The 19,657-nt window shown below is 40.3% G+C and carries 15 protein-coding genes; 3 read left to right on the top strand and 12 right to left on the bottom strand.

Features of this window, described 5'->3' with window-relative positions; translation table 11 throughout:
• Positions 1 to 74: 74 nt before the first annotated feature.
• The gene (locus tag Sdiek1_RS03670; protein ID WP_238099139.1) at positions 75 to 3,023 is read left to right on the top strand and encodes a MutS-related protein; all 2,949 of its coding nucleotides are present in this window, start codon (positions 75 to 77) and stop codon (positions 3,021 to 3,023) included.
• A 29-nt stretch (positions 3,024 to 3,052) separates the two neighbouring features.
• Here Sdiek1_RS03670 and Sdiek1_RS03665 read toward each other — a convergent pair whose 3' ends face one another.
• The 5 genes from Sdiek1_RS03665 to efp form a co-directional block, all read right to left on the bottom strand.
• Positions 3,053 to 4,666 (bottom strand): methyl-accepting chemotaxis protein, encoded by a 1,614-nt coding sequence (locus Sdiek1_RS03665; RefSeq protein WP_087437944.1) that lies wholly within the window; start codon positions 4,664 to 4,666, stop codon positions 3,053 to 3,055.
• 148 nt (positions 4,667 to 4,814) lie between these two features.
• On the bottom strand, positions 4,815 to 6,425 hold the full coding sequence (locus tag Sdiek1_RS03660; RefSeq protein ID WP_087437943.1) for a methyl-accepting chemotaxis protein: 1,611 nt from the start codon (positions 6,423 to 6,425) through the stop codon (positions 4,815 to 4,817).
• Positions 6,426 to 6,450: 25 nt separating this feature from the next.
• A complete protein-coding gene (locus Sdiek1_RS03655; protein ID WP_087437942.1) occupies positions 6,451 to 7,002 on the bottom strand; it encodes a DJ-1 family glyoxalase III in 552 nt (183 codons plus the stop codon).
• Between the two features lie 15 nt (positions 7,003 to 7,017).
• Positions 7,018 to 8,874 (bottom strand): methyl-accepting chemotaxis protein, encoded by a 1,857-nt coding sequence (locus tag Sdiek1_RS03650; protein WP_087437941.1) that lies wholly within the window; start codon positions 8,872 to 8,874, stop codon positions 7,018 to 7,020.
• A gap of 110 nt (positions 8,875 to 8,984) precedes the next feature.
• Positions 8,985 to 9,548, bottom strand: a complete 564-nt coding sequence (gene efp, locus Sdiek1_RS03645; RefSeq protein ID WP_087437940.1) for an elongation factor P — start codon at positions 9,546 to 9,548, stop codon at positions 8,985 to 8,987.
• Between the two features lie 220 nt (positions 9,549 to 9,768).
• On the opposite strand from efp, the gene Sdiek1_RS03640 reads away from it, so the two are divergent.
• Entirely contained in the window at positions 9,769 to 10,017 is a 249-nt protein-coding gene (locus Sdiek1_RS03640; RefSeq protein ID WP_037958366.1) for a DNA-binding protein, read from the top strand.
• Positions 10,014 to 10,181, top strand: a complete 168-nt coding sequence (locus tag Sdiek1_RS14815; protein WP_161491978.1) for a hypothetical protein — start codon at positions 10,014 to 10,016, stop codon at positions 10,179 to 10,181. Before Sdiek1_RS03640 ends, Sdiek1_RS14815 begins: the two co-directional genes overlap by 4 nt.
• 29 nt (positions 10,182 to 10,210) lie before the next feature.
• Here Sdiek1_RS14815 and Sdiek1_RS15395 read toward each other — a convergent pair whose 3' ends face one another.
• The 7 genes from Sdiek1_RS15395 to Sdiek1_RS03605 all read right to left on the bottom strand — a co-directional run bounded on the left by Sdiek1_RS15395 (position 10,211) and on the right by Sdiek1_RS03605 (position 19,600).
• Positions 10,211 to 11,866 carry an efflux RND transporter permease subunit gene (locus Sdiek1_RS15395; RefSeq protein WP_369688484.1) on the bottom strand — a complete coding sequence of 552 codons (1,656 nt, stop codon included), beginning with the start codon at positions 11,864 to 11,866 and terminating at the stop codon, positions 10,211 to 10,213.
• Positions 11,853 to 13,445 carry an efflux RND transporter permease subunit gene (locus Sdiek1_RS15390; protein ID WP_087439814.1) on the bottom strand — a complete coding sequence of 531 codons (1,593 nt, stop codon included), beginning with the start codon at positions 13,443 to 13,445 and terminating at the stop codon, positions 11,853 to 11,855. Before Sdiek1_RS15390 ends, Sdiek1_RS15395 begins: the two co-directional genes overlap by 14 nt.
• Positions 13,446 to 13,450: 5 nt before the next feature.
• Positions 13,451 to 14,257, bottom strand: a complete 807-nt coding sequence (locus tag Sdiek1_RS03625; protein WP_238099137.1) for an efflux RND transporter periplasmic adaptor subunit — start codon at positions 14,255 to 14,257, stop codon at positions 13,451 to 13,453.
• A complete protein-coding gene (locus tag Sdiek1_RS03620; protein WP_087437938.1) occupies positions 14,254 to 15,576 on the bottom strand; it encodes a TolC family protein in 1,323 nt (440 codons plus the stop codon). Before Sdiek1_RS03620 ends, Sdiek1_RS03625 begins: the two co-directional genes overlap by 4 nt.
• A gap of 271 nt (positions 15,577 to 15,847) precedes the next feature.
• Positions 15,848 to 17,434, bottom strand: coding sequence for a phosphoglycerate dehydrogenase (gene serA / locus Sdiek1_RS03615; RefSeq protein ID WP_087437937.1), 1,587 nt, complete (start codon positions 17,432 to 17,434; stop codon positions 15,848 to 15,850).
• The gene (locus Sdiek1_RS14925; RefSeq protein ID WP_192866771.1) at positions 17,431 to 17,745 is read right to left on the bottom strand and encodes a hypothetical protein; all 315 of its coding nucleotides are present in this window, start codon (positions 17,743 to 17,745) and stop codon (positions 17,431 to 17,433) included. The genes serA and Sdiek1_RS14925 overlap by 4 nt, the downstream gene beginning before the upstream one ends.
• Before the next feature lie 178 nt (positions 17,746 to 17,923).
• The gene (locus tag Sdiek1_RS03605) at positions 17,924 to 19,600 is read right to left on the bottom strand and encodes a 30S ribosomal protein S1 (protein WP_087437936.1); all 1,677 of its coding nucleotides are present in this window, start codon (positions 19,598 to 19,600) and stop codon (positions 17,924 to 17,926) included.
• Between the last annotated feature and the right edge of the window lie 57 nt (positions 19,601 to 19,657).

Raw genomic sequence — 19,657 nt, 5'->3', positions numbered from 1 at the left:
ATTGTACCTTAAAACGGCTTTTACCAAACCAAACTTTATGCTTTCGTGCGCTATAATCTAACCACTTTAACGAGGTGGAAACGACACGAATGCTTGAAAATATTGCGCAAATGCTCTGCTCAAAAGAGAGATTACTCACTGAAATTTACTTCGACCTTCAGCTCTTTTTTGAAGCAAAATATGGCAAGAACACCATTGTTTTTATGGAAATCGGCTCTTTTTTTGAAACCTATGAAGTCAATAATGAAACGCATCAAATCGGTAAAGCCAAGGAAGTTTCAGAGCTACTCAACATCCAGCTTACCCGTAAAAACAAATCCATTTTAGAAAATTCACTGCAAAATCCTCTGCTGGCGGGCATCCCTTCTGTTTCGCTGGATCGCTACCTCAACCGCCTGGTTCAAAGTAAAAAATACACCATCGTTTTGGTACGCCAAAAGGGTGAGCCACCGCATGTCAAACGTTACATCTCCAACATTATAAGCCCCGGAACGAATTTTGACTATCTCATCGAATCCAGTGAAAACTACCTCGTCTCTTTGTTGATTGACTGCAATCACCAAATTTATTCTGTTGGCTACAGTGCGATTGATGTCACTACCGGTAAAACGATGATCAACGAAGTGCATGGCACAAGAGAAGATAAAACCTATGCCCTCGATGAAATCTTTAACCTTTTACAAACCTATAAAACCAGCGAAATCGTGCTCACGTTTAACACGGAGAGCATCGATAAAGAATGGGTGCAAAATTACCTTGAAATTACGCCCAGCGTAGTTCATTGCATCAACAAAGAGCGCTTGAAAGTGACCTATCAAAACGAGCTTTTTGGACGCATTTACGCCATTCGTTCCCTCCTCTCTCCCATCGAATATCTTGACATCGAACGCTACCCATATGCCAGTGAATCATTGGCGATTTTATGCGATTTTATCATCGAACACGATGCTAATATCATTGAGAAGATGAGCCGCCCTATTTTGCTTGGCAACAGTCGTTACCTCTACATCGGCAACAATGCACTCGAACAGCTCGACATCATCTCTAAAAACCCTTCGGAGATGACGCTTTTAAACCTGATCGATCAGACCTCCACCGCCATCGGAAAACGGCTTTTAAAAGAGCGCCTGCTCAATCCCATTTGTGACCTTAAAACCTTAAATGAGCGTTTTGATTTAAGCGCTCAACTCATCAGCGATTATAAAAAATTTGAAATTGCGCTCAAACAAGTCTACGATTTGGAACGCATTTTAAGGCGTATTGCACTTAAAAAGCTGCACCCGTTGGAGCTTGATTACCTCGGGACATCGCTTGAAGCGATTTTGGGCATTCTCAAAGCAGCAGAGCTTAAAAAAGTACCCATTCCCAAAGAGCTTTTCGATGAAAGTGAAGCACTGCTTTTGATGCTTAAAAATACTTTTGTACTGGATAGTTGCGCGAAATTTCGAAAAGATCAGATTAGTGAAAATCTGTTTCAAAAAGGGATCTTTCCGCAAATTGATAAAATAGAACAAAACAAACAAGAGCGTTTTAGCGCACTCGAGCACATCGCAAACCACATTGAAGCGCTCTTTGAAGAAGGCAATCGCTCCACACTGAGCATCGAATGGTTGGAGAGTGAGGGACATTACATTGCGATCAGCAGAAACCGTTTTGCGCTCATTGAAGACAAACTGATGCAAAGCTTTATCACCATTGGCGAGCAACACTATTTCTTCAAAGATTTTACCTACAAGCACCTCAAAAATAGCGTGAAGATTTCTGCCTCACTCATTGATGAGATTTCCCAAGAGATAACGCTGAGCAACCTTCAAATGATCGCATTGGTGAAACAACGTTACGATGAGATGTTAGAGAAAATCGAGACGCATTATGCGTTGACGCTGGAGCATCTCATCTCGTTTGTGGGCACACTGGATGTTGCGCTAAGCAATGCCAAATGTGCCGTTTTATACAACTACGTCCGACCTGAGCTTTTACCGATGCAAGAGAAAGGGCGTTTTATTGAAGCCATAGGGCTACGTCATCCGCTCATTGAATCGCGCGAAGAGAATGGCATTTACATTCCTAACGATCTTTTCTTAGGGCATTGCACGCCAGAGATCACGCACGATCATGTTACGCTTGAAGCGTGTCATGAGAATGATGTGCAAGGTATCTTGCTCTATGGCATCAACTCCAGCGGTAAATCCTCTTTAATGAAAAGCCTTGGTATCGCCGTCATTATGGCGCAAGCGGGCTTTTTTGTGCCGTGTGCGAGTCTGCGTTTTCATCTTTTCGATAAAATCTTTACACGCATTATCAGCCATGATAATCTCTACAAAGGGCTTTCAACGTTTACGGTGGAGATGTTAGAGCTTAAAAATATTTTCAACCGCGCCACGGAGTTTTCCCTTGTACTAGGTGATGAGATTAGCCATGGAACGGAGACCGAATCGGCTTTGGCGATTGTGGCAAGCAGCGTCATTAAAATGCACACGTTAGGCTCTTTCTTTGTCTTTGCCACGCACTTACATCAACTAAACCGTCTTTCACTCATTTCGGAGCTTAAAAAGGTGATTTACCTCCATTTGGGTGTGAGTTACGATGAGGAGAGTGACAAGCTTTTGTACAACCGAAAACTGGAAATTGGAAGTGGAAGCTCACTGTACGGTTTAGAGTTTGCAAAATCATTGCATATGGACCCAACGTTTATTAAAACCGCCTACGACATTCGTAGAAGCCTTGCAGGTGAACTGGGCGATATGGAGCTTTTAAAGCAGAAAAAACGCAGTAAATACAATAAAAACCTCTACCTTGCCAAATGTGCGCTGTGTGATGAGTATGTTGAAGAGGTGCATCACATTAAAGCGCAAGAGTGCGCAGATGAGCACGGCAACATCGACCACTTTCACCAAAATCACCGTTACAACCTTATCCCATTGTGTGCCAAACATCATAAAATGGTACATGAAGGAAAGATTGTCATTAGCGGTTTTGTGATGGGCAGTGACGGTTTAAAACTCAAGTACGAAGAGAAGTAAAGAGTATTTCTACTCTTTACATGTAAAGTTTACGCGGTTTTAAACTGGGAGAGCGTGCTACTGAGTGAACCTGCTAATTTAGAGAGATGTTCTGCTGCCGAGGCGATCTCTTCGACACTTCTTGCATTAGAGCTTGAGAGTTCATTAATCGTGCTAATTTTTTCAATGACAGCACTTTTAATCAATTTCACATTGGAATCGGCTTTATCAACCACTTCATCCGTCGCTTCAACGCTTTGTGCCAACATTGCAACCGCATCACTCGTTTGAGTCGTTACTTTGGTAGAAAACTCGGTTAATTCATTGATGCGTTTCGCATTGCCATTCATCTCGCCACTGATATCACCGATAGATTGAACGATGACATTGACCGTTGCGTTGGTATCAACCAAACTTTTTTGGGTTCTCTCTGCCAATTTTCGCACCTCATCGGCAACGACGGCAAATCCACGCCCATGTTCTCCCGCACGCGCTGCTTCAATCGCTGCATTCAGCGCTAATAAGTTCGTTTGATCTGCAATATCGCCGATAACATCTAAAACTGATCGTACCTGTTGAGCCTCTTCAGCAAGGTGGTTAAGGCGTTCATTGATGGCAGCTTCGGCGTGCGCGGTTTGGTTGAGTTGAGAGATTGTCTCTTCGAGTAAATTTTGAGCAATACTAAAGCTTTTTTGGGCATCACCAGTGACTTCTTTTACTTTTTTTGCTTGATTTTTGGCTTCATCCATCTGTGATGAAACGATCCCAGCATCGCTTGTTGTTTGAAAGACAATAGCGGATTCTTCTTCGGCACGCTTACCAATTTGCAAACTGGTACTAGAAAGTTCCTCCGCCACAGAAGCATTTTCGATAGCATTGCTTTTTGCATTTGAAATTGCATTTTTGAGTTCCGCCAAAAGCGTATTGACAGCATGGGTAATGCCACTAATCTCATCGTGACTACCGGTTTCTATTTTCAGACTTAAATCTTTCGTATGAATTATCGCATCACAGCTTTTTTTCGCACGCTCTACAGAAGATTGTATCGATGAATTGATGATAAAAAAGATGATCAGCACTACGATAATAACCACGATCAGCAGTGTAATCGACGTTAGTTTAGCCGTATCAAGTTTTTCAAAATTGACTGTTTTAATCTGATCATGAATATCTTTAAGCTGTACCAATAATGGATTAAATATTTCGCCACTCTCTTTGGCTATGCGTTCCAGCATCTCATAATCAGCCTTATGGTCTACCTCAAAAGAGGGCTCATGCACTTTTTTCCCATATTTTTTCCAAAGTGCCATGCGCTGTTCGTCAAGAGCATACCACGCCTCAAGACCTTTTTTAATGGTGATCACTTTTTCTTGATTGGTTTTCAAAAGCAACTGCCCAGAGAGCGTCTCCATTTTTTTAACAGCGTCTTCATAATGCTCTTTATACCTATCAAGATTTTTTTGTTGAAAATAAATTTGATAATTCCATTGCTCTAACCGCATTTGTAAAATATGTTCTTCTATCTCGCTCGTCCCCGCCAAGCGCATCGCTGCCACTTTTCCAACACTAGACAAATGGTTTAGTTCGTAACCTAAAATACCAAAACTGGTAAGCAATACGACCAAAAGAAGTATCAGTTTACTTTTAATTGTTGAAATTGACATTATTATCTTTTAATAAAATAGTATGCAATAATATATTTTATTCACTTAATTCATTCTTAGTATTATTTGTTTTGTTTTATAGGAAGACAGTGTAGTCACTTATACCTCTTCGATTTTGCAAAGAGGTATAAGCTTTACATGTAAAAGGTTACGCGGTTTTAAATTGTGCTAATGTGAGGCTCAAACTCTCCGATAAACGTGCCAAATGTTCAGCGGCAGCAGCGATCTCTTCGACACTTCTTGCATTGGAACTTGAAAGGCTATTGATCGCTTCGATTTTATGAATGACGGCGGTATTGATACGCTTAACATTGTTTTCTGCTTTTGCAACAACACCATCGGCAGCATGAGCGCTTTCATCGAGCAAACTGACCGCATCACCCGTTTGTGTACTGACTTTAACGGAGAACGCGCCCAAATCATGAATACGCTTTGCATTATGATTCATTTGCCCACAAATATCTTGAATAGACTGAACAATCACATTGATCGTTGCATTGGTCTCCACCAAGCTCTTTTGGGTTCGCTCCGCCAACTTGCGCACTTCATCCGCCACGACAGCAAATCCACGCCCATGCTCCCCTGCCCTTGCCGCTTCTATTGCAGCATTCAGTGCTAAAAGATTGGTCTGCTCTGCAATATCGCTAATGACATCCAACACACTCTTCACTTGATCGGTATCCTGTGAGAGCTGATTGAGACGCGCGTTAATGTCTGATTCTGCATGAACCGTATCATCCAGTTGTGCAATCGTTTCGTTCAACAAATTTTGCGCCAACAAAAGGCTCTTTTGCGCGGTATAAATCGTCTCTTTAACACGGGTTACATCGGCACTCGTGCGTTCAATTTCTAAAGCAACCGTTTCGGCTTCCTTGGTAGTCTCTTTTACCACATTAGCTTCCTCTTCCGCGCGTTTACCAATCTCTAGGCTGGTACTGGAAAGCTCTTCCGCCACCGAAGCATTTTCAGCCGCATTATCTTTGGCTTGCGCAATCGCCGTCGCTATTTCATTCAAAAGAGCATTGACCGTTTGCATGGTTTCGCTAATCTCGTCATGGCTGGAAATTTGCAGTGACATATTGAGCGCTTTGCTCTGACGCATCTGTTCGCATTTGCTTTGAGCTTCAGCAACAGAGCGGTGAATACTTCGCGCAATCATCATAAATGCAACAGATACAACCATTAAAATAATGACTAGCGCAATTTTATTGACCCACTCATCCGTATCCAAACGTGCGAAATTTGTTTTTTCAACACTTTTCGTTAGGGACTGTAACTGTTCCACTAAGGTATCAAAATGTACGGCACTCTCTTGCGTTAAGGTGTTAAGTGTTGCGTGTTCTGCTGGATGGTATTGCTCAAACGTTGGGTCGTTGACCCCTTTACCATACTGTGCTAAAATCTTCACACGTGGCACATTCATGGTATGCCACTCTTCAAAATTCTTTTTAATGGCTGCTATTTTTTCTTGATTGACTTTACTTAAAAAAATGGTTGCCAGCTTGTCAATAGTTTGTGATGATTTTTGATAACTTTGCTCATAGTGTTCGAGCATTTTTGGATTGCCCAAAAGCTGAAAACCTCGAAGATCCATCATGCAGGTCAAGACATCAGCTTCAAGACGTTGAAGCGCCTGAAAACGCACGGCAACACCTTTTGCATCGGAGCCCATCTTAATGGTATCAAAACCAATAATACCAAAACCAACACATAAAATGACAAATAAAAAAATGAGTTTAACTTTAATTTTCGACAACATACCACAATCTCCTATTTTGTACCTACTATGACACTATCAATAAATCTTTGGCTAACGCATCCGCTACATTTTTAGAGCACAACTCTTCCACGAGTGAGAGTGCAAATAGCATGGCGGTGCTAGGCCCTTGCGATGTTGTTACATTGCCTTCTTTGATCACTTTAGCGTTTGCGGTGTACCCTTCTGCGCCAATTTTAGCCTGAAATCCTGGGTAACACGTGTAGGTGTTTTTAAGCACGCCCGCCGTTTTAAGCGCATAAGGAGCGGCGCAAATAGCGGCTATCGCTTTGCCTTTGGCATCAAAGGCTTTCAGGAGTGCTTGCACGTTTTGATCTGCGGCTAAATTGGTCGCACCGGGGAGTCCTCCAGGAAGCGCTATCATATCAAAACGGTTTCCATCTAACTCTTTTAAAAGTGCGTCTGCTACGACGGTAACACCGTGTGCCCCTTTTACATGTAAAGATTCTAAGCCTGCCATCACCACCTCAATCCCTGCTCGTCTTAAAATATCGACAATACTCAAGGCTTCGATCTCTTCAAATCCCTCCGCCAAAGGGACAATCACTTTTTTGCTCATTTTGAACTCCTTGTTTTAAACTTTAAAATAGTGTAACTGGTCGTTGAGTTTTTGCGTCACGCTGTGCAGATGTTCTGCCGCTGAAGCAATCTCTTCGATGTCTCTTGCATTGCTTGATGTGATATGGTTGATCTCATTAATCTCGTCGACAATCGTTTTGATCTCACTGCCGGTCTCTTCCGAAGTACGGGTGGCTAAAGCGACCACGTTAATGGCATTGCCCATGAGAAGCACCGACGTGTCTATTTTATGGGAAACTTCCGCTGATTGGGTTACAAGACCTTCAAACAGTGTTGCATTTTGTTCTATCTGCGCGGCGGCATTGACAATCGCTTGCACTATGACACTGACCGTTGCGTGGATTTCGACCAAACTTTTCTGGGTTCGTTCCGCCAATTTACGCACCTCATCCGCCACAACCGCAAATCCTCTGCCATGTTCACCTGCACGTGCGGCTTCGATGGCAGCATTGAGTGCCAATAAGTTGGTCTGATCGGCGATGTCACTAATCACGCTTAAAATTCCTTTGACATTATCAGCATCATGCGACAGTGTGACCATTTTGGTTTGTAACTCACTCTCGACGACAGCTGTTTGCTCAATTTTTGCAATTAAAACCGTAAAAATTTGATTGGCCTCCGTGAGTGCCTCGTTGGTTTGGATAATTTCAACTTGTGCCTTTTTGGAGTTATCTACAGAGCCATCGATGTTATCACGTGCTTGATTGCCCGTTTGAGTCGTACGCGCCACGATGTGGCTCTCTTCTTCTGCACGTTTACCGATGTTGTTGGATGTGGTCGAGAGTTCATGCGACACGGCGGCATTCTCATCACTCGCATGAATCGCGCCAATCACAATCTTTCGCAACCGCTCCATAAAGGCATTCAGGGCATCAACAATCTCTTTGAGCTCATCGTTGTAAGGCGTACTGTAACGAAGGGTTAAATCGCGTTCATTGGCAACAATCGCTTGAGTTAAACCACGCAAGGGAACTAAAACACTGCGAATGATCAAGAAAATGAGACACAACACACTTCCCACGATCATTCCACCTACGATGACATAAATCACGGTTGTCCTACGAATACTCTCATCAATTTCGGTGTCCAATGTCTGCGTAGATTTTGCCACAAGCGCTTCGGTTTGGTGTACGGTGTCGCGAAGTTTTCCATTGAGCCCACTTTTTTCATTCAACCCTAACACTTCATAGGCCTTCACAAATTCAACAAAGCTCTGGCGATACGTCTCAAGAAGTTTCACAGAAAAAGCAAGCTCTTCATGACTCTGCGCATACGCAAGCGCCTTTTCATAATTGACACGATGCTCTTCGGCATATTTGGGAGAAAGACGGAGCATAAAGTCTTTTTCATTACGACGCAACGTCAGCATCAGCGTCTGCATTTTGTAATCTTTAAGATCTTTAAATCCACTCTCCGCTTCATGAATCGCTTGACGCATGTGTCCTTCAAGCCCCGCTTCAGGACTAAGACCTATTCTCTTTTTTTGAGCGGCTACTTCATTAAAAATACGTACGTAGGTAGTGATAACTTCTTGCAACTGCCTAAGATCAGTTGTATTAATGCCTTTTTCATCTGCTTTTTGAGTAATAATTTTTAAACGTTCCAAAAGTTTTGTAGATGCTTCTAACAGTGCTTTTTCATACGTGACATCATGGCGCATCAAAAAGTCTTTTTCATGTTTACGAAGCGTCAAAATATCTTCTTTAAGCGAAGAGATATTCTCACGAAGATTTAAAAGGACTTTTTCTTTATCATGAAAAAATTTTGCCGTTGTATGAATGGCGGTAAGCCCCAATAAAACGACACATGCTAGTAAAATATTACGCGCTTTAATGGAGAGATTCGTCAACATGGCAACACTCCTATCAAACGATTGAGTTGGAGTTATTATAACATGAAAGCAGAGAGGAGAGAGCGTAAAAACATAGTACAATCACCTGTACTATGTTTTTACATGTAAGATTATTTGACTTTTTCTAAATACTCGCCGCGAACGGTGTCAACTTTGATGACATCGCCTTCAACCACGTGGAAAGGTACTTGAACAACAGCACCACTCTCAAGCGTTGCAGGTTTTTTACCACCTTGAGTATCTCCTTTAAAGTTAGGAGGAGTCTCAACGATTTTAAGCTCAACAAATTGAGGTGCTTCAACGCTGATAGGTTTACCATTATGGTACAGCATATCTACATTCATACCATCAATGATCCAGTCCGCTGCTTCGCCCACTTGATCGTGTGATAAGGCAATTTGCTCATACGATACGCTGTCCATAAATTGTAAGAACTCACCATCATCATACAAAAACTGCATGATTTTATCTTCAAGATGTGGTGTTTCACATTTATCGCCTGCATGAAATGTTTTTTCGATAACTTTGCCATCCATAAATGATTTGATTTTACAGCGTACAAATGCCGCACCCTTTCCTGGTTTAACATGTTGATACTCTACGATTTTATACGGTGTACCGTTAATTTCGATCTTTAACCCTTTTTTTAAGTCGCCCATTGAAATAGAGGCCATACATTCTCCTAAATTTTAGTTTTCATCATTATAGCGAAAAAAGTGGTGACAACAAAATCGCCTATTTTTATACAATATATTGTATATTTAAATCAATATAATTGTTATAATAAACAATATTATTGGTATAATATTCTATAAAAAGTTTAAAATATAAATTAATTAGTATATTTAATACGTTTTAATTTATGTTTAATACATTTTTTTGTACTATAATACGATGAAAACAAGCGATATCATCAATCTTTTGCATAATGCCATTGAAGCCGAAAATATGGGGAAGAAGATTTCTCAAAAAAAGATGGCAGAAACTTTTGGAATATCCATGCGTACCTATCAAGAGTGGAGACTCGGTAGTAGCGCTCCTATGGGCATTCCAGTAGTTTTTAATATGTTGGGTATGTTAAAAGATGAAGATATTGTGAGATTAGTGCGTAAGATCAATGACGGGCAAAAAGGAACGGTATGACAAACTTATCTGTAAGTGAGAAATTGGCATTAGAAGAAGTATTTGAATGTTTAAAAAATGAGAATTGTCGCAAAATTAGCATTATGAACAAACGTCTTTTTGCTTTTCGCATGATGCGCTTATTGATTTTAACCCGCAGAAAATTTTTACATGTAAAGCGATAAGTTCCCTTATGCTTTACATGTAAATCTCTTTAGATCGCTTTCGTGTTACTCATGAGTACAGGAACAACAATTAACGATACGATAACCGCCGCAATTGTTCCAAAGATCAATGCAACACCCAATCCACCAAAAATAGGATCGGTTGCCAGCAATGTACTCGCTAAAATAATTGCAGCAGCAGTAAGAACAATCGGTTTTGCTCTGGTAGCACTCGCTTTTGCAATCGCCTCTTGTTTATCCATTCCCTGAGTCATTAACGCCTTGGTAAAATCAATCAATAACAGTGCATTTCGTGAACTAATACCCATCAATGAAATAAAACCAATCAGCGACGTTGCTGTGAGAAAGAAAGTTGTTGATGTGAACAGATCCATGATCCAATGCCCAACAATCACCCCAATGATGGAGAGGAAACTTCCTAAAAGCACAATACCAGAGAGTGCAAAGCTTTTATAGTAAACGACCATTAACAAGAAAATCAAAATCAGCGCCGCAATGAAAGCTCCGCCAAGATCTCGGAACGTATCCATCGTTACTTTCATTTCACCATCCCAGACAAGATTAAATACTTCACCACTCTTTTTGTCTTTGAGTGTTAAATCAAAGAGATGGCTTCGACTAATTTCAAACTCGTCTTTCAAAGTATCTTGAATACGACTGCGCGCATCCAAAAGTGGATACACTTGAGAAACCAAATCTGCTTCGGCAACGATGCTCACCATTGTCTGCAAATTTTTGGACATAATGGTTGGCGTTGACTTCACTTTTTCGACACGCACCACTTCTGAGAGTGGTACCATCATGCCTTGCGTATTCATCAGCTTTAATGCACTTAGTTTGGCACTTAACTCCTCTTTAGAAGCATAAGGAAGTGATTTAGAAGATTCACTCAAAACCACATAAAGTGGAATCTGAGAAGGAGAACTTTCACTGTTTTTGTGAGCAACATGTACTCCTTCAAAGCTCAAATATAATAGCTCGTTAATCTGCGCAAGACTTAAATGAGAACGAATCACTTTTTCTTTATCGGGGACGAGACTATACTTATCGAAAAGTTTATCGGCCAGCATATCGACATCCACAAGGTCTTTCGTTTGAGACAATATCTGTTTGATTCTTTGTCCAAGTGCATTCAACGCTGACGCATTATCGCCATACAGTTCGACGACCAGTGCTGCCATTGTTGGAGGACCCGCAGGTTGTTCCACCATTTTAATTGAGGTCTGAGCGACTAAAGTTTCACAGCTTTTTTGGATAATAGGGCGCAGGCGATGCACCATTGCAAAAGAGCGTTCATCACGCTTATGCAAATCGCTGAGATTGACCACGATTTCACTCACGTATTCGCCACTCTTCAGCCCAGAGCCTTTTACCAATCCTGCGTAATCCAAAGGAGAACCCATGCCATTAAAGACTTCAATATTCTCAACTTCTTTTTCTTTTTGTAAGATGCTAACCACACATGTATTCACGGCATTTGTCTCTTGATAAGAACTTCCATTGGGAAGATCAATATAGATCGAAAACGTATTGGTACTTTTGCCCGGCAACATTTTGGCTAGAACAATTTTTGTGGGAAACATCATCACTGCTGCTAAAAAGGCGAGGAGCGTGAAAAGTAAGACCAGCTTTTTTTTACGTTCTTCTACCAAAATAGAGTGAATAAACTGCTCAAATTTCTGCATCATTCTCTCCTTTGGTATGCGTTGGTTTTTTTAAGAATTTCTTGGCTAAAAATGGTGTGAAGATATAGGCGATCAAAAGCGAAGCCAGCATCGCTACGGGTACATTCAGCGGTATCGGTTTCATAAATTCACCCATCATTTGCCCTACGAATGCCATTGGAACCATCGTTAAAATGATCGCTATTGTCGCCAAGTTAGTTGGAGCTCCAATCTCATCGGTCGCTTCAATGAGCAGTTCATCCATCTCTTTATCATGGGCATCCTTACTGTGCAGATGACGATGAATATTTTCGATGACAACAATGGCATCATCGACCAAAAGTCCAAGGCTCAGCAAAAAGGCAAACAAGGTGATACGGTTAATCGTTTGACCACTCATATACGCGATAAAAATAGTAATTGCCAAAATAGCAGGGACAGTAAGCGTCACAATGAGCCCTTCCCTCCAACCTAAAATAAAAATCAGTAAAAGCGCGATAATAACAATAGAGATAAGCAGGTGAAAGACCAGTTCATTGACCGCTTCATTGGCACGCTCGCCATAATTTCGCGTCACACTATACCCAATCCCCTCTTTTGCCAATGCCCCTTTACTTGCTTCAAGTCGTTTTACCACATCATCGGCAATAACCACAGCATTAGAGCCTTTCAGCTTGGAGACACTCAGCGTGACTTGATCTTGCAGTGGTGTAAAACTCTCACCTTGCTTGTAACTGATCTGCGCACTCTTTTTGTTTTGAATGTCATCGCCTAAATGAACGGTAGCAATATCTTTTAGATACACCACAGAACCGCCATAATTGGCAACGATCAGATTTTGAATATCTTTGATATTTTCCAATGCATTTTTAACACCAAAAACGACCAGCTTTCCTTCCTGTGTGCGATTTTTTACTTCAGGAGAAGAAGCGGTCAGTGATTTTAAGGAAGCCGTTATTTGATCTAACGAGAGATGATACCCCGCAAGTCGAGAGAGGTCAATCTCAATATTAAACTGCTCTTTATGCTCCCCTTTGATCTCTGTTTTAGCGACATTAGGGACATTGCCAAGTGAATTGCGAAACGCATCAACACGCTTATAGAGTGCAACATTATCGACACTTTGCGCTGTTTTAGCATAAAAGGCAATAGAGAGAATCGGTATATCAATGTCAATATCAAAAGGTCTGACAAGCGGTGTTGTCGCACCTTCAGGCATTTGATCCATGTTTTGCATTACTTTATCGTAGAGCTTGAGATTCGAAGCTTCTCGGTTTTCGCCAATGTAATACATGACATTCACAATGCCCACATTATCGCTCGCAACTCCGTAAATATGCTCCACACCTTTGATCTCTTTAATGCGTCTCTCCAGTGGACGCACAACCATCTGTTCAATTTCAGCAGCACTGGCCCCTGGCATGGAGACAATCACCACACCGCCACTAATTGAAATCTGAGGATCTTCTTCCCGAGGCATTAAAGAGAGCGCCACGACTCCTAAAGAGATGAGTGCGATCCCTAAAATCATCGTCAGAGGATTACGTAAAAAGAGGCGTGCTAAATAGCCTGCTAAGTATTTTTCTTTGTATTTACTCATGATCACTACTCACCGACGCTCACCACAGCATACATTCCTGGGTACGCTTTGGCATCTTTACATGTAAAAGAGAGTTTCATCTTAAATGTGTGCGCCATAGGGTTGGAACTAGGAATAATTGCTTCGATTTTTCCTTCACTAATACACCCAATGGACGGAACTTCCACACGCGCGATATCCCCTACTTTCACACGACCCAAGTAGCTCTCTGCAATCTCCGTTGTGACTTTGAGCGCACTCAAATCAGCAAGCACTACGGTGGTCACGCCTGAAAGTGCCATCTCGCCCTCTTTGATATGCTTTTCAATCACCACACTGTCATTGGGTGCTTTGATGTTAAGGTACTGGTACTGGTTTTGTACCTCTTGGCGTTTTTGCTTGGCAGAAGAGACCTGTTTTCGAGCAATCTCTACGGTTGCCTTAAGATTTGTCGTAGCAAGCTCCAAGTTTTCCACTTCATACTTAGACACCATATCTTTTGCCAGTAAACGCTCATAGCGCTCTAAATTGAGTTTGGCATTGGCATACTGATTTTCAACCGTCGATAACGAAAGCTCCGCTTGCGCAATAGCAAGATCACTTTGCTCCCGTGCTGTGTCCACCTCTTTAGAGTCAATGCTGTACAACAGTGTCCCTTTTTTCACCACATCACCTTCGTTGACATACACACGCTTGACATAGCCCATATAACGGCTAGAGAGACTCTTTTGATTCTCCGATATAACGCTACCGCTGAGGGTTAGACTTGTGGCATGAAGCGCCGCACTCATCATAAAACAGAGTAAGACACTCTTTACATGTAAAGATTTCACTGTATTTCCTTACTGGCTAGTTTTTGAAGCTCAAAGATCTTTTCATTGCGTGCATTTTGCACCTCTTTCAGCCTGAGCACTTTGGTCAATTCTTCGGATTGTTTCATCAAAACCTCGTTGATAGAACTCATTTTTTCAGCATATCTTCCCGCATAATTTTCATAAATCAGATGTGCTAATTCCACCTCTTTTTTTAAGCTTTGTATTTCGTATTCATGGCTTTGAATGTGCGTTTGAATTTGCTTGAACGATAAGGCGATACTATTTTTAGCTAGTTGAAGCTGTTGAGAAGCCTTAAGATGCTCCACGCGTGCTTTTTCTAAACTGTTTTTATCCGTTCCACCATTAAAAACATTCCACTTCACTTGCAACCCTACGGTATAAGCATCATTTTTTGAAAAATCATTCATCAGTTTTTCATCGCTGCTACCGTAATTGGCAAAAGCTCCCACTTGTGGTAAAAAAGTGCTCTCTTGCAAAGCAATATTCATCTTAGAAATTTCCACACCTTGTGCTGCTTTTTTAATAGCAAGATTATCATTCAACACGCGCTCATCAGAGCTCAAAAGCGTTTCAGCCTCTTCATACTTTCCTTGAATGGCAGTTACAGATTCGCCCACTAAGTATGAAATAAAGTAGTATAACAGTGTTCTATTGGCTTCAGCTTGGTGAATGAGACGTTCAACATCCGCTTGTTTGCTTTGGACTTCTAAAAGATCGACCTTTTTAACGTAACCTTCTTGCATCATCGCTTCGGTAGTTGCTGCTAATTTTTCGGTATTGGTAGCAATGATATGCAGATTATAAAGATGGTTGTCCAAAAGAGAAATAGCAAAAAAACTCTTTTTAAGCTCATAGATTTTTTCAAGGGTGAGTGCTTCAAGGTCTAACGTACTCATCTCTTGGAGTGCTTTGGTGATCTTACCGTATTGCTCCAACTTACCTCCCGTGTAAAGAGGGAGTGTGTATTCGATTTTGGTTTGAAAATGGTTACGATCTGCTGGGTTGTTTAGATCATTGGGCATTATCTTCAGAACATTTGGATCACTTGGATTTTTTACAAAATCTGCAAACCCAAAATCTGCAAAGGTCGCTTGGCGGGATTGAAGTTTGTAGCCAAAAATATTCAGCGCATCATTACTGCGAACTGCCACTTGGGAAAGATCCACACTGCCATAGTTTTGACCAACGGCCGCTTGATGTTCTAATGTTTTGATGTGTTCATCAAATTTTGCAATCGCAATTTCTTGGTTATTGGCTTTCACTTTTGCAATGGCATTTTCTAAACTAAGCCCCTCGTGCGCAAAGCAGCTACTCAACGTTAGTAAAGCTAAAAAAAAAGATTTTCATGCAAAAACCTGTCCTTATTTCATTAATTATAACAATATTATCAAATTTATAATATTTATTTATTTATCAAAAAAAACTAAGCACAATGTTTTAGAAAAAGATAATAAAATTTTACTTTTTTAAATAGATTCTGAAGCCGTAATAAGTGAATTCTGTAAAGATAAGTTAATTTTATTTAAACAAAGAAGAAAAGGCAGAACACATACTATACATGTTCTGCCTTAAGATTATTGGAGTAGATTATAAAACAGCGTAAGCAACCCAAACACATGTTTCGAGTTGATTGAGTTCTGCAATGATTTTTTTATCAATATCCGTATCAACCAAGATAACGGCCATCGCAAATTTATTGGCACCACGACCCAATCTAAAGTCCGCAATATTAATCCCTTCTTTGGCCAAAGTAGAAGCAATATGTGCAATAACACCCGGTACGTCATGGTTTTTAAAGATAATCATTTTACCTTTTGGTTTAAAGTCAAATTTAAATCCATTAATACCCACAATACGTTGCTCATTTTCACCAAAAACTGTTCCACTAATACTCACAACATCTTTTTCCGTTGTTAAAATTAATGTCGCTTGATTTTTATAGCCACTGGTACTGTTGACAACTTCAAATTTTGTTTCAATATTCTTTTCTTTAGCAACAAATTCAGCATTGACATAGTTAATTTTGTTGTCATTAGCCTCTTTAAGAGAACCTACAATTCCAAAAGTAAGCAGTGATTTGGCGTAAGAGCCAATGTCACCTTCTAACTCAAGTTTAACGGACTTAATTGCAGAACGGTTAAGCTGTGCTGCCAAGAAACCCATTTTTTGTACAAGCTCTAAATACGGTTCAATAAAGGCAGGAATGTCTTCGGCTTTAATTGGCAAGTTAAGCGCATTAGGATAGCTAATACCACGTGCTGCACTAATCGCATTTTCAGCCGCTTGAATTGCAATTTTCTCTTGAGACTCTAACGTATTGGCACCTAAGTGAGGAGTAACACAGATATGCTCAAGGTCTAACAGCGGATGACTTGTTGCTGGCTCTTTTGAAAAAACATCAATACCTGCAAATGCAATTTTTCCACTTTTTATACCTTCAAACAAGGCTTCTTCATTGTACAAACCACCCCGTGCACAGTTAATAAGTCTAACGCCATCTTTCATCTTTGCAATTTCATCATGGGAGATGATGTTAATGGTCTCTTTATTTTTTGGAGTATGAATCGTAATAAAATCACAACTCAAGATGTCATCAAAATTTTCAGTATAAGTCATTCCAAGGTCAGTCACTTTTGAAGCAGAGATATACGGATCATAGGCAACAACATCCATGCCGAAGGCTTTAGCACGAATTCCTACACGACTGCCAATATTACCAAAACCAATAATACCAAGACGTTTTTCACAAAGCTCAACACCATACCATTTCTCACGGTTCCACACACGCTCGATTTTGAGGTGATTATTGGCGTTTACAAAACTTCGTGCTGTTCCTAAAAGGTGTGCCATGGTAAGTTCTACTGCTGCAATGGTATTGGCTGTTGGTACGTTCATGGCAATGATACCGCGTCTGCTACAACCATCTTGATCCACGTTATCAACACCCACACCCGCTCGGACAATGGCTTTTAAATTCGTTGCTGCATTAAGAAATTTTTCATCAACATCGGTAGAACTACGTGTAATGGCAACATCACAGTCACCGATTATTTTTAAAAGTTCATCTTTGGGTAAACGCACAGCATCAATAACTTCTATATCCTTCTCAGCACGTAAGATTTGAAAACCTTTTTCGTGGATTGCATCGCATACAATGATTTTCTTCTGTTTCATAACCAAACCTCGACAATTTTTGATTTTATATCGTATTTTTCAAGTTCAAGAACAACTTGGTTTAGCTGTTTCTCACTTTTTTCTTCTATATAAATGAGAGGAACTTTATCTTCCTTGATCACCATATAGGGTAGGTGCAAAGAGGTGAGTGTCTGGATAATACAAAAAAGAGAGTAGCGATCCACTCGATCAATCACCAAGCGAAACGACTTTAGCTTGCCTCCACTACCACTTTTTTGCCCAAACGAATCAATTTGCATAAAGAGCTCATTCACAGGAAATACAAACTCCCTAGCATCTTTATGTGCCATCTCTTTGATCCAAACTGTTTCCGATGTTTCTTGTTTGATTGCTTGCTTTTTTGGAGATTCATACTTGGCAACCTCTACAGTAACATCTACATTTTGATGAAGAAGTTTATAGAGGAAAAGTCCTACTCCTACAAAGAGGAGTAAAAAAACTGCGCCAAGTACTTTTTTTTTGCATCGATTATTTCAGTTGATCTTTTAAAATATCTCCGAGCGTCATTTTCTCTTCTTTATTGATCTCTTTAAGCGCTTCTCTCTCTTTCAATTTTGAAAGACGTCTTACCGAAAGACGGATACGATTTTTTTTGTCATCAATAAAGGTAATCGCTGCTTCAATCTCATCACCAATTTTTAAATCTGCTTCATTAACTTGACCCAAATCTTCTTTACGAATCAATGCGTCAACATTGTCCTCAAGTTCAACAAAAATACCAAATTCTTTAATATCTCTAATTTTACCATGAACAATGTCACCGTTTTCATGAGATTTTGCATATTTTTGAATTGGGCTGTCTTCAAGCTCTTTTTTACTAAGCGATACTTTTTCAGTCTCTTCATCAATTTTAACGATTTTGACTTCAACCTCAGCACCAACAGTGAAAAGCTCTTTACATTTATTATTGCGGTCCCAAGAAGCATCTTCATTGTGTAAAAGACCTTCAATACCACCGATTTTAACAAAAGCACCAAAGTTTGTAATGGTAGTGATCTCGCCTTTAACAACATCACCTACTTTGAATTTTTTCATAAAATCATCAAATGGTTTTGGAAGAACATTTTTGAGTGATACACGTAGGCGTCTCTCTTTTGCGTCAATTTCAATGACTTCAACATCAACGACTTGACCCTCTTCGATGTAATCGCGTGGGTGTTTGATATTTTTATCCCATGAAATTTCAGAGATGTGAAGGAAGCCTTCAATATCATTACCAAGATCAACAAATGCACCGTATGGCTCAATGTTGCTAATCGTAACTTGAATCGAATCACCTGTCTCTAATTCATCTTTGATCTCATCCCAAGGATCTGGCATAGCTGCTTTGACTGAAAGTGAAAGATGACGTTTATCTTTATCATATTTGATCGCTTTAACAGGAATGACTTCACCCTCTTTATAAAGTGTACCAGGGTTTACTGGACCTTTATAACTGATTTCGCTGTAGTGTACGAGTCCATCAATACCACCCACATCAACAAACATACCATACGTTGTGATTTTTTTAATGGTTCCTTCTACAACTTCGTCACGGTCAATCAACTCTTGAACGATCTCTTTGCGTTTTTTGCGTTCGTCATCCAAGAATTTTTTGCGAGAAATAATGATAGATTCTGTTTCGGTATCAATTTTAATAATTTTGACTTTGAGTGATTTACCCATAAGTGCGTTCATATCTTTGACAGCAGCTTGTGAACGTGGAAGGAAAAATTCAATGCCCTCCGCATTCTCAGCGATAAACCCACCTTTATTTTTACCCGTAATTTTAACATCAAGGGCTATATCATCTTCTTCTTTATATTCAGCGATAAATGATTTAATATGACCTTTACGAAGGGCCTTTTTGTGCGAAACCGCTGGTCTTTCGTTTCTGAATCCTGTAATAACTACAGGGATTACATCTCCCACTTTGCATGTTATGTTGCCATTTTCATCTGTAACCTCAGATGCGTTCAGACGTCCCTCAGACTTCTTACCCACATCAACTAAGATAACATCTTCTTTGATCGCTACAACAACACCATTGATGAGTGCATCTCTCTCAGAATCTTTGAAAGACTCTTCCAACATAGCCGCAAAATCCATCTCCTCATGCTCGTCTACGGCGTCAGTATGAACAGCTTTGTTCGCCTCATTTACCATTTTATACCCTTTTTGATTGATTTTTGACACATTTAGCTACATGTAAACATGTAAAAG

Origin of the sequence: Sulfurospirillum diekertiae (genome assembly GCF_002162315.1) — a bacterium.
Classification (GTDB): Bacteria; Campylobacterota; Campylobacteria; order Campylobacterales; family Sulfurospirillaceae; genus Sulfurospirillum.
Note: the sequence above shows the minus strand (reverse complement) of the source record. Positions and strands in the feature narration are given on the sequence as shown.

What these genes read in the sequence shown, in the direction of transcription:
- Sdiek1_RS15390 (WP_087439814.1), bottom strand. Translation starts at nt 13,445, where the DNA reads ATGAGTAAATACAAAGAAAAATACTTAGCAGGCTATTTAGCACGCCTC.
- Sdiek1_RS03665 (WP_087437944.1), bottom strand. Translation starts at nt 4,666, where the DNA reads ATGTCAATTTCAACAATTAAAAGTAAACTGATACTTCTTTTGGTCGTA.
- Sdiek1_RS03605 (WP_087437936.1), bottom strand. Translation starts at nt 19,600, where the DNA reads ATGGTAAATGAGGCGAACAAAGCTGTTCATACTGACGCCGTAGACGAG.
- efp (WP_087437940.1), bottom strand. Translation starts at nt 9,548, where the DNA reads ATGGCCTCTATTTCAATGGGCGACTTAAAAAAAGGGTTAAAGATCGAA.
- Sdiek1_RS03640 (WP_037958366.1), top strand. Translation starts at nt 9,769, where the DNA reads ATGAAAACAAGCGATATCATCAATCTTTTGCATAATGCCATTGAAGCC.
- Sdiek1_RS15395 (WP_369688484.1), bottom strand. Translation starts at nt 11,866, where the DNA reads ATGCAGAAATTTGAGCAGTTTATTCACTCTATTTTGGTAGAAGAACGT.
- Sdiek1_RS14815 (WP_161491978.1), top strand. Translation starts at nt 10,014, where the DNA reads ATGACAAACTTATCTGTAAGTGAGAAATTGGCATTAGAAGAAGTATTT.
- Sdiek1_RS14925 (WP_192866771.1), bottom strand. Translation starts at nt 17,745, where the DNA reads ATGGCACATAAAGATGCTAGGGAGTTTGTATTTCCTGTGAATGAGCTC.
- Sdiek1_RS03660 (WP_087437943.1), bottom strand. Translation starts at nt 6,425, where the DNA reads ATGTTGTCGAAAATTAAAGTTAAACTCATTTTTTTATTTGTCATTTTA.
- serA (WP_087437937.1), bottom strand. Translation starts at nt 17,434, where the DNA reads ATGAAACAGAAGAAAATCATTGTATGCGATGCAATCCACGAAAAAGGT.
- Sdiek1_RS03650 (WP_087437941.1), bottom strand. Translation starts at nt 8,874, where the DNA reads ATGTTGACGAATCTCTCCATTAAAGCGCGTAATATTTTACTAGCATGT.
- Sdiek1_RS03655 (WP_087437942.1), bottom strand. Translation starts at nt 7,002, where the DNA reads ATGAGCAAAAAAGTGATTGTCCCTTTGGCGGAGGGATTTGAAGAGATC.